The organism is Rhodococcus sp. A14, assembly GCF_011603105.1.
In the GTDB taxonomy this organism is placed as follows: Bacteria; Actinomycetota; Actinomycetes; order Mycobacteriales; family Mycobacteriaceae; genus Rhodococcus_F; species Rhodococcus_F opacus.
Genome location: NZ_JAAOQS010000002.1, coordinates 36678 through 51154 on the forward strand (window position 1 = coordinate 36678; position 14477 = coordinate 51154).

At 69.3% G+C, this 14477-nt stretch carries 13 protein-coding genes; 9 read left to right on the forward strand and 4 right to left on the reverse strand.

What is annotated here, in order from left to right; translation table 11 throughout:
- Positions 1–3 precede the first annotated feature (3 nt).
- Positions 4–183, forward strand: a complete 180-nt coding sequence (locus G9373_RS01415) for a YbdD/YjiX family protein (protein WP_043786824.1) — start codon at positions 4–6, stop codon at positions 181–183.
- 77 nt (positions 184–260) lie between these two features.
- Positions 261–1472, forward strand: a complete 1212-nt coding sequence (locus G9373_RS01420) for an AI-2E family transporter (RefSeq protein WP_005560521.1) — start codon at positions 261–263, stop codon at positions 1470–1472.
- Positions 1473–1479: 7 nt separating this feature from the next.
- Here the strand turns inward: G9373_RS01420 and G9373_RS01425 are convergent, their stop codons facing one another.
- Both G9373_RS01425 and G9373_RS01430 read right to left on the reverse strand, forming a co-directional pair.
- Positions 1480–4461 (reverse strand): SMC family ATPase, encoded by a 2982-nt coding sequence (locus tag G9373_RS01425; protein ID WP_167113631.1) that lies wholly within the window; start codon positions 4459–4461, stop codon positions 1480–1482.
- The gene (locus tag G9373_RS01430) at positions 4458–5642 is read right to left on the reverse strand and encodes an exonuclease SbcCD subunit D (RefSeq protein WP_167113634.1); all 1185 of its coding nucleotides are present in this window, start codon (positions 5640–5642) and stop codon (positions 4458–4460) included. The genes G9373_RS01425 and G9373_RS01430 overlap by 4 nt, the downstream gene beginning before the upstream one ends.
- A 146-nt stretch (positions 5643–5788) precedes the next feature.
- Here G9373_RS01430 and G9373_RS01435 point away from each other — a divergent pair, with 146 nt between their 5' ends.
- Both G9373_RS01435 and G9373_RS01440 read left to right on the forward strand, forming a co-directional pair.
- Complete coding sequence (locus G9373_RS01435; RefSeq protein ID WP_167113637.1) at positions 5789–6952, forward strand: DNA recombination protein RmuC; 1164 nt, start codon at positions 5789–5791, stop codon at positions 6950–6952.
- Between the two features lie 23 nt (positions 6953–6975).
- Positions 6976–7818 carry a DUF6542 domain-containing protein gene (locus G9373_RS01440; protein ID WP_317759257.1) on the forward strand — a complete coding sequence of 281 codons (843 nt, stop codon included), beginning with the start codon at positions 6976–6978 and terminating at the stop codon, positions 7816–7818.
- Between the two features lie 28 nt (positions 7819–7846).
- Here the strand turns inward: G9373_RS01440 and G9373_RS01445 are convergent, their stop codons facing one another.
- The gene (locus tag G9373_RS01445; protein WP_167113640.1) at positions 7847–8857 is read right to left on the reverse strand and encodes a 4-hydroxy-3-methylbut-2-enyl diphosphate reductase; all 1011 of its coding nucleotides are present in this window, start codon (positions 8855–8857) and stop codon (positions 7847–7849) included.
- A 142-nt stretch (positions 8858–8999) separates the two neighbouring features.
- Between G9373_RS01445 and G9373_RS01450 the strand changes: the two genes are divergently transcribed.
- Genes G9373_RS01450 through G9373_RS01460 form a run of 3 tightly spaced genes read left to right on the forward strand, consistent with a single transcriptional unit; the run spans position 9000 to position 11125 of the window.
- Positions 9000–9632, forward strand: a complete 633-nt coding sequence (locus G9373_RS01450) for a lipid droplet-associated protein (RefSeq protein WP_167113644.1) — start codon at positions 9000–9002, stop codon at positions 9630–9632.
- Complete coding sequence (xseA, locus tag G9373_RS01455; protein WP_005253706.1) at positions 9629–10885, forward strand: exodeoxyribonuclease VII large subunit; 1257 nt, start codon at positions 9629–9631, stop codon at positions 10883–10885. The genes G9373_RS01450 and xseA overlap by 4 nt, the downstream gene beginning before the upstream one ends.
- A 3-nt stretch (positions 10886–10888) precedes the next feature.
- A complete protein-coding gene (locus G9373_RS01460; RefSeq protein ID WP_054248320.1) occupies positions 10889–11125 on the forward strand; it encodes an exodeoxyribonuclease VII small subunit in 237 nt (78 codons plus the stop codon).
- Positions 11126–11139: 14 nt separating this feature from the next.
- Here the strand turns inward: G9373_RS01460 and G9373_RS01465 are convergent, their stop codons facing one another.
- Positions 11140–11709, reverse strand: coding sequence for a DUF4245 domain-containing protein (locus G9373_RS01465; RefSeq protein WP_054248324.1), 570 nt, complete (start codon positions 11707–11709; stop codon positions 11140–11142).
- A 189-nt stretch (positions 11710–11898) separates the two neighbouring features.
- Between G9373_RS01465 and glpX the strand changes: the two genes are divergently transcribed.
- Positions 11899–12939, forward strand: coding sequence for a class II fructose-bisphosphatase (gene glpX / locus G9373_RS01470; protein WP_043791864.1), 1041 nt, complete (start codon positions 11899–11901; stop codon positions 12937–12939).
- A gap of 99 nt (positions 12940–13038) precedes the next feature.
- A complete protein-coding gene (locus tag G9373_RS01475) occupies positions 13039–14442 on the forward strand; it encodes a class II fumarate hydratase (RefSeq protein WP_005238997.1) in 1404 nt (467 codons plus the stop codon).
- The last annotated feature ends 35 nt before the right edge of the window (positions 14443–14477 follow it).

The following is a 14477-nucleotide window of genomic DNA, read 5'->3' on the forward strand; positions in this document are numbered from 1 at the left end:
GTCGTGCGGGCCGTCCGGACCGCCTGGTGGTGGACGGGGTCGCTGATGGGCGACCACGACTACAGCAGGTACGTCGAACACCTCCGCCGGAACCATCCGGACGCCGAGGTGCCGACCGAGCGCGAGTACTGGAAGGCGCGCTATGCGGACGCCGACGCGAACCCAGGTGCCCGCTGCTGCTGACCACACCGGGCCGTCCCGGCGTCCCCCAGTACTGTCAGTACTGATCAACTGAGCAGACACGGCAGGGAGGACCATCTGTGACGGAGAAGGAAGCCCCGGCACCGTCCGGGAGCACGGTCACGAAACCGGACCGCGGGCATCTCATCGGGGTGGGTGCGATGTGGCTGGCCAAGTGGTCACTGGTCCTCGTGGCCATCTCGCTGGGTGCGTTGTTGTTCGGGTGGATCATCGAAAAGCTGTGGGTGATCGTCCTCCCCGTGCTCCTGGCCGTCGTGGTGTGCACGGTGCTGTGGCCGCCGACCCGGGCGATGACGAGACGACGTATTCCCCCGGCGGCGGCCGCCGCGACGTCGCTCGTCGTGTTCATCGCCGTCGTGGCCGGAATCATCGCGGGCATCGTGCCGTCCGTCGTCAACCAGGCACCCGAGCTGGCCAACAAGGCCACCGAGGGCATCAACCAGGTGCAGGACTGGTTGAAGGGTCCGCCGATCAACCTGCAGGACGATCAGATCGAGCAGGGCATCCACACCATCGTCGTGAAGGTGCAGGAGAGTGGGACGGTCATCGCGTCCGGTGTGTTCACCGGGGTCAGCACTGCCAGCTCCCTACTGCTCACGCTCGGCCTCGTGCTGGTGCTGTCGTTCTTCTTCATCAAGGACGGCCCCCGGTTCATCCCGTGGCTGCACTCCGTCGGCGGCGGCCGCGCGGGCCGTCACCTCGAAGTGGTGCTGGGCCGCATGTGGGACACGCTCGGCGGGTTCATCCGGACGCAGGCACTGGTCAGCCTCATCGACGCCGTCTTCATCGGCGCCGGACTGCTCATTCTCGGTGTGCCGCTCGCACCGGTCCTCGCGATCCTGACGTTCATCGGTGGCTTCGTCCCGATCGTCGGTGCATTCGTCGCCGGTGCTCTCGCCGTGCTCGTCGCGTTGGTGGCCAACGGCCTCACCACCGCGGTGATCGTGCTGATCATCATCCTCGTGGTGCAGCAGATCGAGGGCAACGTGCTGCAGCCCGTTCTCCAGAGCAAGAGCATGAAACTGCACGCCGTGGTGGTTCTGCTCGCCGTGACCGCCGGCGCCTCCGTCTTCGGGATCGTCGGCGCCTTCCTCGCGGTGCCCGCCGCCGCCGTCGCCGCCGTGGTGGTGCGCTACATCGGTGAGCAGATCGACGAGCACAGCGCCGAAAGCAACATCGCCGACGCCGACGCCGCGAACGACGACCTCGACGACGCCGAACGGGAGGGCGTCACCGTCGACGAGGCCGCCGTCGCGCCCAAGGCGGACTGACCGGCACTCAGCCGGCGACGACCTCCACCGTGGAGCCGGTGCGTCCGCGAATCACGTGCAGCCGGCTCGGGATTCGCTGACGCATCTCGTCGACGTGACTGACGATCCCGACCACCCGGCCGCCGTCACGAAGCTCGTCGAGGACGCCCATCACCGAGTCGAGGGTGTCCGCGTCGAGGGTGCCGAATCCCTCGTCGATGAACATCGTGTCGAGGACAACGCCTCCCGACTCCGCCGCGACGACATCGGCGAGACCGAGCGCCAGCGACAGCGACGCCAGGAACGACTCACCGCCGGACAGGGTCTTGGCCGAACGCACCACTCCGGTGTAGTCGTCGCGGATGTCCAGCCCCAGGCCACCGCGGCGGCCTCTCGGACCGGCCTCGTCGCTGTGGACGAACTCGTACCGTCCCGCCGACATCCGGCCGAGCCGCGCGGATGCCGAGACGGCCACCTCTTCCAGCCGGGCCGCCAGCACATACGACCGCAGCGACATCTTCCTGGCGTTCTGGCCACGGCCCGCGATCACCTCGGCGAGGGCGGCCAACTCCTCGTGCGCGGCCTGCATCGGCGCGATCGCCTCGGCGGCCTTGTCGAGTTGACCGACGAACCGTTCCAGATCGAGCAGTCGGCGCTCGGCGTCGGATGCCGCCGCGACGGCGACGTTCACGACCTCCGCGGCCACGTCGTGCGCGTGCTGGACGGACGCCAGTTCCACGGGATCTGCCTCGGCGACGGCAACGACCTCGGGGTCGTCGAGCACGCTGCGCGCCCCGACCTCGGCGTCCCGCGCCGCCGTGAGCACGGCCTCGATCTCACTCTGGCGGGCGGGCGTCCGGACCGCGGCCAGGGCGTCGGCAGTGCCGTCGAAACCGGCGTCCCCGGCGAGTGTTTCGGCCTTCGCCGCGAGTTCACGGGCCGCCGACTCGGCTCCGGCACCGGCGTCCCGCGCGTCGAGCAGCTCGGATGCGGACTCGGCGAGGGCGTCGAGTCGTGCGCGACGAGCCGCCACGCTCGGGTCGTCACCTGCCGCCTCGCTCACCCGGGCCCGGATCTCCCCGAACTGTGTCGTACTCGCAGTGATCCTCTCGGCCACGGTGGCGGCGTCGACGCCCACGTCCCGTGACCGTTCCTGCAGGTGACTCTCGCGGTCCCGCAGTTCGGTGAGCGATGCGGACCGGCGCTCGACCTCGTCGCCGAGCGCGGTCGCCTCCCCCACCGCCGTGTCCGCGACCGTGAGTGCCTGCGCGAGTTCGTCCGCGTCACCGTCGCCGCCGCGCTGGACGAGCACGTCGATCGCGCGCTCCACCGCGCCCAATTTCTCGGTCGCGGTCGTCAGCGCCGCCGCGGCTTTCTGCTCCGCGGCGAGGGCCTTGTCCTCGTCGGCCTTCGTGACCGACAGCTCGGACGGTTCGGCAGGCTGCGGGTGCTCGGGCGAACCGCACACCTGGCACGGGACACCGTCTTCGAGCGTGCCCGCCAGTTCGGCTGCCATACCCGCGATCCGACGTTGCAGCAGGTCGAGCCAGTGTTCCCGCGCGTCCTGATGCTTCCGTCGGGCATCGAGCACGCCGCGCTCGAGCCGATCGCGCTCGGTGCGGCGGGTACGGAGATCCGCTGCCGCCGAGGCAGCGTCGGCTGCCCGGTCCCGGGCATCGACGAGGGCCGGGAGTGCGGCGCGGGCCTTCTGCGCCGAGTCGAGCGCCTTCTCCGCTTCCCGCAGAGCGAGCGGCAATTGTTCCCGCTCCCGGGTCAGCGCGTCACCGGCCTCGGCGAGTTCGACCTGCCGGGCGTGCAGTCGCTCCACTTCGACAGCGAGCCGGTCGGCGGCGACGGATTCGGCGAGTGCTCCGTCGAGGCGCACGATCTCGTCACGCCAGGCCCGGATACTCGACCGGATGTGCTCCCGTTCGTCAGCGGTCGGAGGCCAGGACAACTCCGCCACGAGATCGGCGCCGCCCGCCGTCGAGCGCAATCCGTCCGTGATCGCCTCGACGTTCCGCGCGGCAGCCGCAGCCTTGGCCCGGGCGGCGTCGGCCTCGTGCGCGACGGTCGCGACAGGTTCGGCCCGGCGCGCATCCGCCAATTCGGCGACCAGGACCGCCCGCCGGGCCGCCCCCGCTGCGTGGGCCTCGAGTTCCGCCTCGGCTCGCCGCCTGCGGTTCTGGAGTTCGAGGACGCGGCGCGCCTCCGTGAGCGCGTCGCGGGCCATCTTCGCCCGGCTCTTGGCGTTCTGCAGGTCGTCCGCAGCCAGGTCACGGGTCTCGCGGGCCTCGTCCTCGAGCTTGTGGGCCCAGGTCACCGGATCGGCATCTGCGCCTCCCTCGATACCCGCGGCCGTCGCGACCCGTGCCAGCAGCACGTCGATGGCCCGTTGATGCTCGTCCAGGTCGTGGGCGCTGGTGCGCCTGCGGTCGAGGAACCACTCCTCCACCGTCCCGAATCGGGTGGTGTCGAACAGCCTCTCCAGGAGCTGACCGCGTTCCTCGTTGTCGGCGCGCAGGAACTTCGCGAACTCCCCCTGCGGCAGCAGAACCACCTGGAAGAACTGGTCGGCGCTCATACCCATCAGCCGACCGACCTCGTCGGCGATGTCGGGGATTCGTGACAGGTTCTCCCCGCGGCCGTCGAGCCAGGTGAGCGTGGCCTTCGCGTTCTCCTTGATGGTCCCCGACCCACGGCGCTTCGGACGCTCGAACTCGGGGCTGCGGACGAGACGCAGATGCCGGCCCGCGATCGTCGCCTCGAGCGTCACCGTGGGAACGGAACCGGCGGGCGCGTGGTCGGACAGGAGGCGCTTGCCGTCCTTCCGTGCCCCGGGCACCGTGCCGTACAGCGCGAACGCCACCGCGTCGAGGACTGTCGTCTTACCGGCGCCGGTATGACCGTGCAGCAGGAAGAGCCCGTCCGCGCCGAGCCGATCGAAGTCGACTTCCACGGATCCTGCGAACGGCCCGAAGGCTTCGACTTCGAGTCGATGCAGCCTCATGCCGTCTGTTCCAGCGCGACGACCTCGGCGGTGTCTTCGCCGGCCCGGTCGGCGAAGCCGAGTGCGGCTTCCACCAGCCGGATCTCGCCGGTCGACGGTTCGCTGCGCACGTCGGTGAGGAAGCTGCGCGTGATCTGCAGATCGCTGCGCCCGTGCACCTTGTCCCGGTAGCGCAGATCGTCGCCGCCCTCGGGGCGTTGCCACTCGAGGTGAACGGCGAACGGGAAGCGGGTCTGGAGTGAGCGCATGGCGTCGACCGGGCGTTCCGGGTCGGTGAGCACCGCCGACACGTAGCAGTCCTCGGCGTCGCGGTACGTGTCGTCCTCGAGCAACTCCTGCACCGTCCCTGTCAATTGTCGGAGACCGCGGACCACCGGCAGGTCGACCCGCTCGACGGTCCGCAGTCCGTCGGCGTCGAGATCCACGAGGTAGACCGCCTTGCTGTGGGTGCGCTCGCCGAAGGAGTACGGCAGCGGCGAACCCGAGTACCGGATGTTTTCCGCGAGGGTCTGGGGCGAGTGGAGGTGGCCGAGCGCGACGTAGTCGACCCCGCCGAAGGCCGAAGCCGACACCGTCTCGACGCCGCCGACGGAGATGGACCTCTCCGACCCGGTGGCCTCGGCGCCCACGACGAACGCGTGGGCGAGCACCACGGACCTGGTGAGCGGTGTGGTGTCGTTCCGCCTGTCGAGGTCGGTGCGGACACGGTCCATCGCGGCGTCGAGGATCTCGGCGTGCGACCGCGCGGTCGGCACGTCCAGTTGCGCGCGGGTGATCTCGGGCTCGAGATAGGGAATGCCGTAGAACGCGACGGGACCGTGCGCGTCCTCGAGCACGACGGGCGAGCCGATCCCGGCGACCGTCGTCATGAGGTGCAGCCCGCCCGCGCGGGAGAACGCGGCACCCGCCCCGAGCCGCGCCGCGGAGTCGTGGTTGCCGGACGTGGCGACGATGACCGCGCCGGCGTCCCGGATCGCTTCGAAGCCGCGGTTGCACACGGTGACGGCGTCCGCGCTGGGGATCGACCGGTCGTACACGTCACCGGAAACGACGACGACGTCCACGCCGTGCTCGGCGACGAGGGCGGCGATCGCGTCGAGCACACGGGCCTGGTCGGTGAGCAGGTCCACCCCGTGGAACGTGCGTCCGATGTGCCAGTCCGAAGTGTGCAGGATCCTCATGTCCCGAGACCGTAGAGCACCGTGCCGACAACCTCGAACACCTCGGCCGCGTGGCGTCCGAGCGATTCGACGTGTCGCTGGGGCGGTGCCCCACATGTAGCGGGGCGGTGCCCCACATGTCGGTGGGTCGGTGCACCATGAGCCACATGAATGCACTCGCTGCACTCGGAATGCTCCTGGCGCTCGCCGCGGGCACCGCCCTCGGGTGGCTGCTGCACGCGGCGCGGAGCGGTGATCGGGCGGCGCGAGCGGAGGCACAGCTCGCCGCGCTGCGCGAGAACGAGGCCCTGCTGCGGCAGTCACTCGGCGCCGTCAGCGAGGATTCTGCCCGCCGCCACTCGGGTTCGATCGGCGAGCAGATCTCGCGACTGGTCGGGCCGCTGCACGAGGCCGTCGGCGCGCTGGCGGAACAGGTGGACCACGTCGAACGCAGCCGGGTTCACGCGTACGCCGGACTCAGTGAGCAGGTCGAGGGCATGCACCGCACGTCACAGATGCTGTCCACGCAGACGAACAGACTCGTCACGGCGCTGCGGGCGCCGCAGATCCGGGGCCGGTGGGGTGAAATCCAGTTGGAGCGGGTGGTCGAACTGGCCGGGATGGTTCGGCACTGCGACTTCGACACCCAGGTGTCGAAGGAGGGTGTCCGTCCCGACCTGCTCGTGTACCTCGCGGGCGGCAAGCAGATCGTGGTCGACGCCAAGGTCCCGTTCGCGGCGTACCTGGACGCCGCGCAGACGGAAGACCCGGCCGCCCGGGAACAGCACCTCTCCAGACACGCCCGGCAGCTGCGGACGCACGTCGACCAGTTGGCCGACAAGACGTACTGGGAGTCGTTCGACCCGACGCCGGAGTTCGTGGTGCTGTTCGTGCCCGGTGATCCGTTCCTGGACGCGGCGCTGACCGCCGATTCCGGGCTGCTCGAGCACGCGTTCTCACGGAACGTGATCCTCGCCACCCCCACCACGCTCATCGCATTGCTGCGGACCATCGCGCACACCTGGCGCCAGGAGGCGCTGTCTCGGGACGCCGCGAAGATCCACCAGCTCGGCCGGGAGCTGTATTCGCGGCTGGGGACGGTCGGCGCGCACCTCGACCGTCTCGGCTCCCAACTCGGCAAGGCCGTCGACTCGTTCAATCTCACCGTCGCGTCGATGGAGTCCCGGGTCACAGTGACCGCCCGCAAGCTTCACGACCTCGACGTGTTCGACGGCGACGTCACCGAGGTCAGCGCCGTCGATTCGTGGCCGAGACGCACAAATCGCGAGGATCTCTCAGGCTCTACCGGTCACGCCAACGAGGCTAGTTAACAAGTTGCCGCTACTGTCGTTGTGTGTCTGCAACCCAACGTGCTCGCTCTGGGGTGCCGCTCGACAGGCGGTCGATTGTCCCTACGGTCCCCGGTCTCCCCTGGTGGGGTGTCATTCTCCTGGCCGTCGGAGTCACCTTTGTCGGATTCGCTGTCGATGCGGCTCGTGGCACCGAACTCACGGCTGCGTTCTCCACGTTCTATTTCCTCGGCTGTGTCCTCGCCGTGGCGGCTGCCGGCAACCGCGCGCTGTTCACCGCGATCGTCCAGCCGCCGCTGATCCTGTTCGTCGCGGTGCCGCTCGGGCAGAGTCTCATCGCGGAGGAGAACAGCACCGCACTGAAAGACCTGGCGATCAACGTCGCGTATCCACTGGTCAACCGCTTTCCGGTGATGCTCGCCGCCACCGTGGTGACCCTGCTGATCGGCGGACTCCGCCTCTTCCTGCTGCAGCAACGCAAGACCGGTCCCGCTCGCACGTCCGAGCGGCGGCGCGCGCAGCGGGCGCCACGCGCCGCCCGCCCTCGGCGCGCCGCCGAGGAGTCGGAGCAGTCTCCGCCGCCGCGTCGGACGCGTGACAAGGACGCCGCACGGGAGCACCCCCGCTCGGCGCGACGGGCGGCCACCCCACCGCCTCGCCGCTCGTCCTCGTCGGGCGGACGCACAGCGCCTCCACCGCCGATGGTCGACCGGGCAGCGCAGGCACCCCGCTCGGCACCTCCGCGCACCACTCAGGCGCCACGTTCGGTGCCGCCGCGGACGACGCCGCGACCCCGGCCGAACCCCGACGTGCCTGCCCACCCCATTCCGCAGGTGCGCTACCGCGACCGGTACGAGCCGCCGTTCGAGACGGAGCAGCCCCGCTAGAGCAGGGACGGGGCGGGTCGCGAGCCGATCAGGTCCGCGCGGCCCGCAGCTCGCGCGGCAGTGCGAAGACCAGCGTCTCGTTGGCCGTCGTGACCGGCTGGACGTCGTGGAATCCGTGCTCGTCGAGCAGATCGATCACACCGCGCACCAGGATCTCCGGCACGGACGCACCCGAGGTGATCCCGACCGTCCGGACACCGTCGAGCCAGGCCGGATCCACTTCGCGTGCGTAGTCGACCAGGTACGACGCCTTCGCGCCCGCACCAAGTGCCACCTCGACGAGGCGAACCGAGTTCGAGGAGTTGCGGGATCCGACGACGATGACGAGGTCGCATTCGGGCGCCATCGCCTTGACGGCGACCTGACGGTTCTGGGTGGCGTAGCAGATGTCGTCGCTCGGCGGGTCCTGCAGATTCGGGAAACGCTCCCGCAGCCGGGCGACCGTCTGCATCGTCTCGTCGACGCTCAACGTGGTCTGCGACAACCAGATGACCTTCGATTCGTCGCGGACCGTCACGGCGTCGACGGAGTCGGGTCCGTCGACCAGCTGCACGTGATCGGGGGCCTCGCCGGCGGTGCCCTCCACTTCCTCGTGGCCCTCGTGGCCGATCAGGAGGATGTCGAAGTCGTCGCGGGCGAAGCGCTTGGCTTCCTGGTGGACCTTCGTGACCAGCGGGCAGGTGGCGTCGATGGTGCGCAGGTCGCGCGCCGCGGCCGATTCGTGGACCGCGGGAGACACGCCGTGGGCGGAGAACACCAGCAGCGCACCCTCCGGAACCTCGTCGGTCTCGTCGACGAAGACGACACCCTGATCGGTGAGCGTCTCGACGACGTGCCGGTTGTGGACGATCTCCTTGCGCACGTAGATCGGGGCGCCGTGCTTCTCGAGCGCCTTCTCCACCGTCTCGACGGCGCGGTCCACGCCGGCGCAGTAGCCGCGGGGTTCCGCGAGCAGTACGCGCTTCTCGCCGTCGGCGCGCGACGCTCCCGAATCTGCAGAACGTGTGATACCCACATTGAGTGGAACAGCCGAAGACATGGCTCCAGACTACGGGTCACCCCGTACGGACGACACTTTCGCGGGGCCTCGGCCGGGTAGTGTGCGCATCGTCGCACCGAAGTCGTCGACGCTGTGGGCACGTCGGCTACCCAAACGTGCCGTTGTCAGGCAGGCTGTGGGAATGATTCGTCCCCCGTTCGTGGCGCGTGTCGCCGCTGGAATCGCCGTGACGGCCGTCGAAGAGGCCAGGAAACTGCCGACCACCGCGGCGACCCTGCCCATGACCGCGGTCAGTCAGGTGCTGCAGACCACGATGCGTGTTCAGCAGTCCATGACGGCGCTGGCCATCAAGGGCGACCAGGCTTTCGCACTGATCAACTGGACCCACGACGAGGAGCAGCCGGTCTGGGCCGTCTTCGACGAGGACACCGATCCGGTACCCGCCGTCGACGGCGGGACCGACGAGCGGTCGGCCGGGCCTGGGCGGTTCGCCCTGTACTCGCTGAGTCCGCAGGACGAGAGCACCCCCGGGAAGGTCTCGACCCCGAAGGCTGCTCCCGCCGCCACCAACGGCGCCGCCTCCGTGAAGCCGGTGAGCAAGAAGGTCGCGACCTCCGCCCCGACGGTGGCCGAACCCGAGATCGCCGTCGTACTCGACTACGGCACGCTGACGCTCGCCCAGCTGCGGGCGCGCCTGCGCAGCCTGTCCGTCGAGGACCTCACGACGCTGCTGGACTACGAGAACGCGACCCTGGCACGCGCACCGTTCCAGACCATGCTGACCAACCGCATCACCTCCGCCAAGGCCAAGTGACCTCCGCACAGCCCCGCGCAGCCAGTACCGGACCGAGTACCGCCGAGCAGCCGTGGCCGGTCCGCACCGTGTCGGCCAAGGTCGCACAGTGGATCGACCGGCTCGGGAGTGTCTGGGTCGAGGGACAGATCACCCAGATCAACGCGCGTCCGGGAACCCGGACCGCGTTTCTGGTGCTGCGGGATCCGTCCGTCGACATGTCGTTGTCGGTGACCTGCTCCCCGCAGCTGTTGCAGAACTCCCCCGTCCCGCTCACCGAGGGCAGCCGGGTGGTGATGTTCGGCAAGTTGTCGTTCTACACCGGCCGCGGGTCGGTCTCGCTGCGAGTGACGGAGATCCGCGCGATCGGGATCGGTGAACTCCTCGCCCGGATCGAGCGGCTGCGCGCGCTGCTGGCAGCGGAGGGTCTGTTCGACCCTCGACTGAAGCGTCCGCTGCCGTTCCTGCCGGGCACCATCGGGCTGATCACCGGTCGCGCCAGCGCCGCCGAGCACGACGTTCTCAGCGTGGCGCAGCGCCGCTGGCCCGCCGTGCGCTTCGAGGTGCGCAACACCCCGGTGCAGGGCGCGACCGCCGTTCCGCAGATCCTCGACGCGTTGAAGGAACTGGACGCCGACCCGCACGTCGACGTCATCATCCTCGCGCGCGGCGGCGGCAGCGTGGAGGATCTGCTGCCGTTCTCCGACGAGACGCTGTGCCGCGCGATCGTCGCCTGCCGAACTCCGGTGGTCAGCGCCATCGGCCACGAGCCGGACAGTCCGCTCAGCGATCACGTCGCCGACCTGCGGGCCGCGACACCGACGGACGCTGCCAAGCGGGTCGTACCGGATGCCGTAGCCGAGCAGGCGCTGGTCGGCGAACTGCGGTCGCGGAGCGCGGCTGCTCTCCGCAACTGGGTGCAGCGCGAGTCCCACCTGATCTCCCAGCTGCGGAGCCGGCCGGTGCTCGCCGATCCGCTGCGCGCACTCGACCACCGGTCGGACGAGGTCGAGCGACTGCGGGAGGCCGGGCGACGCGACATCAGCCGGGCGATCGCCGCGGAGAGCACCACGATCGAGCACCTGCGGGCACGGCTGACGACCCTCGGCCCCGCTGCGACCCTGGCCCGCGGCTACTCCGTGGTCCAGCGGATCGTGCCCGACGGCGATCCCGAGGTCCTGCGCTCGGTCGACGACGCCCCGCCGGGCACCCAGATTCGCGTTCGAGTCGCCGACGGCGCAATCCGTGCCGCGGTGATGGGAAAGGACAAGTAGGACATGAGCAAGCCCACCGGAAACGACACCGACACCGACATCGCGGAGCTCGGCTACGAGGCGGCGCGCGACGAACTCGTCGACGTGGTCAAGGTGCTCGAACAGGGCGGCCTCGACCTCGACGCGTCACTCGCGCTGTGGGAGCGGGGCGAGGCCCTGGCCAAACGCTGCGAGGAGCACCTCGCAGGGGCGCGCAAGCGCGTCGAGACGGCGCTCGCCCACGCCGACGACGAGGGCTGACACGCCCCCGGTCGTCAGGCGGCGAGGACCTGGGCGTCGGCCGCGGCGGTGGTGAGTTGCTCGAACGCCTCGGGTGACGCACTGCCCGTCACGAGGAGCCGGACGTCGCCGAAGTCGGAGACCCAGATCGGCTCGACTCCCTCCCCGCCGTACACGATCCAGCTGTGACCTGCAACGTCCTCGGTTCCCGTCGCCGTACGCGGACCACCCGCGACGAACGGCACGAGCACCGTCTCGACGGCATTGCTCTGCGTCAGCTGGATGTAGCGGCCTGCCTCGGTGATGAAGCCGACGGTGCTCGAATCGCCGCCGCCGTCGCCGCTGACGATGCTGCGGCTGCCCGAGTTGGGCGTCCAGCCCTCCGGTGTCTCCGGCTTACGCACCGGGAACGGAAGGTCCTGCGCGTCGTACTTCAGCGCCGCATCGACGTCGAAGCTGGGAATCGGACCACTGGTGGGTCCGCCCGGGCTGAACGTGCACTGGCTGGCGATACCCGCGATCAGTACGCAGAACAGGACAAGGGGTACGAGCGACCACACCATGTCGCGGTTGTTGTGCAGGATGCGGGGTTTATCAGATGCCACGCCCACCAGTATCCAGGGTCGGTCCCGGAACAACGATTCTCGGTCCCATGATTCGCGCCCCAGCAGCGCACGTCACACTTCTTTCTGGGAGAATCAGCAGCGAGATCCACTCGACACTCGGCGGCCGACGGCCACCGACACAGCGTCGACGTACAACGTCGACCGTGACTGCACCAGGAGGCACTGCCCATGACGGCTAGCACCACTTCGAGTCGCCGCGAGGCCCCGGACCGAAATCTTGCTCTGGAATTGGTCCGAGTCACCGAGGCTGGTGCGATGGCTGCCGGTCGCTGGGTCGGCCGTGGCGACAAGGAGGGCGGCGACGGAGCCGCCGTCGACGCCATGCGCCAGCTCGTGAGCTCGGTCTCGATGCGCGGCGTCGTCGTCATCGGCGAGGGCGAGAAGGACGAAGCTCCGATGCTGTTCAACGGCGAAGAGGTCGGCAACGGCGACGGACCCGACTGCGACTTCGCCGTCGACCCGGTCGACGGGACCACCTTGATGGCGAAGGGCATGCCCAACGCGATCGCCGTGCTCGCGGTCGCCGAGCGCGGCGCGATGTTCGACCCGTCTGCCGTGTTCTATATGGAGAAGATCGCCGTCGGCCCCGACGCCGCCGATGTCATCGACATCACAGCGCCCGTCGCCGAGAACATCAAGCGCGTCGCGAAAGTCCGCAAGGCGTCCCCCTCCGACGTGACGGTCTGCATCCTCGACCGTCCGCGGCACGCCAGGCTCATCCAGGAGGTCCGGGACACCGGCGCCCGGATCCGCCTCATCTCCGACGGCGACGTCGCGGGTGCGATCGCCGCCGCACGTCCGGAGTCGGGCACCGACATCCTGATCGGCACCGGTGGAACGCCCGAGGGCATCATCGCCGCCGCCGCCATGCGCTGTATGGGTGGTTCGCTGCAGGGCCGGCTGGCCCCGACCGACGATGCCGAGCGCCAGAAGGCCATCGACGCAGGCCACGACCTGGACCGTGTGCTCTCCACCGAAGATCTCGTGTCCGGTGAGAACGTCTTCTTCTGCGCCACCGGTGTCACGGACGGCGACCTGCTCCGCGGTGTCCGCTACTACGGTGGCGGCGCCTCGACCCAGTCGATCGTGATGCGGTCGAAGTCGGGCACCGTCCGCATGATCGACGCGTACCACCGTCTCGAGAAGTTGCGCGAGTACTCGTCCGTGGACTTCACGGGCGAGGACGGTGCCATTCCGCCGACGTTCTAGGCAGCTCCGCTGCCCGTGCGCCTTTCCGGTAGCCAGAGCTACCGGAAAGGCGCACGGGGAGCGCCCCCACGACGCGCTCAGAAGTGGCATGTTTGACGCATGACCGAGAGCAACGAGCAGCAGTACCGGATCGAACACGACACCATGGGCGAGGTGCGGGTGCCCGTGGATGCCCTGTGGCGCGCGCAAACTCAGCGCGCCGTCGAGAACTTCCCGATCAGCGGTCGAGGTCTCGAGCGCACCCAGATACGTGCAATGGGTCTGCTGAAGGCGGCCTGCGCGCAGGTCAACAAGGACCTCGGCCTCCTCGACGCCGAGAAGGCGGACGCCATTATCGCCGCGGCGGGCGAGATCGCCGAGGGCAAGCACGACGATCAATTCCCCATCGACGTCTTCCAGACGGGCTCGGGCACCAGTTCCAACATGAACGCCAACGAGGTGATCGCGTCGATCGCCGCGGCGAACGGTGTGGTCGTCCACCCCAACGACGATGTCAACATGTCGCAGTCGTCCAACGACACGTTTCCCACCGCGACGCATGTCGCGGCCACCGAGTCCGCGGTGAAGGACCTCCTCCCCGCCCTCGACCACCTGCGCCTGGCCCTGCTCGACAAGTCCACCGAGTGGAAGCACGTCGTGAAGTCGGGCCGCACCCACCTCATGGACGCCGTCCCGGTGACCCTCGGCCAGGAGTTCGGCGGTTACGCCCGCCAGATGGAGGCGGGGATGGAGCGGGTCGTGGCCTGCCTTCCCCGGCTCGGTGAGCTGCCCATCGGCGGCACCGCGGTCGGAACGGGACTCAATGCCCCCGACGGATTCGGCCCGAAGGTCGTCGCCGAACTGGTGAAGGCGACGGGCGTCGACGCCCTCACACCGGCGAAGAACAGTTTCGAGGCGCAGGCAGCGCGTGACGGCCTGGTGGAGGCGTCCGGCGCGCTGCGCACCATCGCGGTGTCCCTGACCAAGATCGCCAACGACATCCGCTGGATGGGATCGGGACCGCTCACCGGTCTCGGCGAGATCCGTCTCCCCGACCTGCAGCCCGGCAGTTCGATCATGCCCGGCAAGGTCAATCCGGTGCTCCCGGAGGCTGCCACCCAGGTCGCCGCTCAGGTGGTCGGCAACGATGCCGCGGTCGCCTGGGGCGGCGCCGCCGGCGCGTTCGAGCTCAACGTCTACATCCCGATGATGGCGCGGAACCTGCTCGAGTCGTTGACGTTGCTGGCCAACGTCACGCGACTGTTCGCCGACCGGTGTGTCGTGGGGCTCGTCGCGAACACCGAGCACCTCAAGACGCTCGCGGAGTCGTCGCCGTCCATCGTGACGCCACTGAACTCCGCGATCGGGTACGAGGAGGCCGCTGCTGTCGCCAAGCAGGCGCTGAAGGAGAAGAAGACCATCCGCGAGACCGTCGTCGACCGTGGTCTGATCGGCGACAAGCTGAGCGAGGAAGAACTCGACAAGCGTCTCGACGTGCTGGCGATGGCGAAGGTGAAGGACTGACCCTGCCGACGGAGAGGGCCCGCACTCGATCGAGT

Excerpts from the sequence above, each read along its gene's own strand:
- G9373_RS01475 (WP_005238997.1), top strand. The coding sequence starts at position 13,039 with ATGACCGAGAGCAACGAGCAGCAGTACCGGATCGAACACGACACCATG.
- G9373_RS01445 (WP_167113640.1), bottom strand. The coding sequence starts at position 8,857 with ATGTCTTCGGCTGTTCCACTCAATGTGGGTATCACACGTTCTGCAGAT.
- glpX (WP_043791864.1), top strand. The coding sequence starts at position 11,899 with ATGACGGCTAGCACCACTTCGAGTCGCCGCGAGGCCCCGGACCGAAAT.
- G9373_RS01425 (WP_167113631.1), bottom strand. The coding sequence starts at position 4,461 with ATGAGGCTGCATCGACTCGAAGTCGAAGCCTTCGGGCCGTTCGCAGGA.
- G9373_RS01435 (WP_167113637.1), top strand. The coding sequence starts at position 5,789 with ATGAATGCACTCGCTGCACTCGGAATGCTCCTGGCGCTCGCCGCGGGC.
- G9373_RS01430 (WP_167113634.1), bottom strand. The coding sequence starts at position 5,642 with ATGAGGATCCTGCACACTTCGGACTGGCACATCGGACGCACGTTCCAC.
- G9373_RS01450 (WP_167113644.1), top strand. The coding sequence starts at position 9,000 with ATGATTCGTCCCCCGTTCGTGGCGCGTGTCGCCGCTGGAATCGCCGTG.
- G9373_RS01460 (WP_054248320.1), top strand. The coding sequence starts at position 10,889 with ATGAGCAAGCCCACCGGAAACGACACCGACACCGACATCGCGGAGCTC.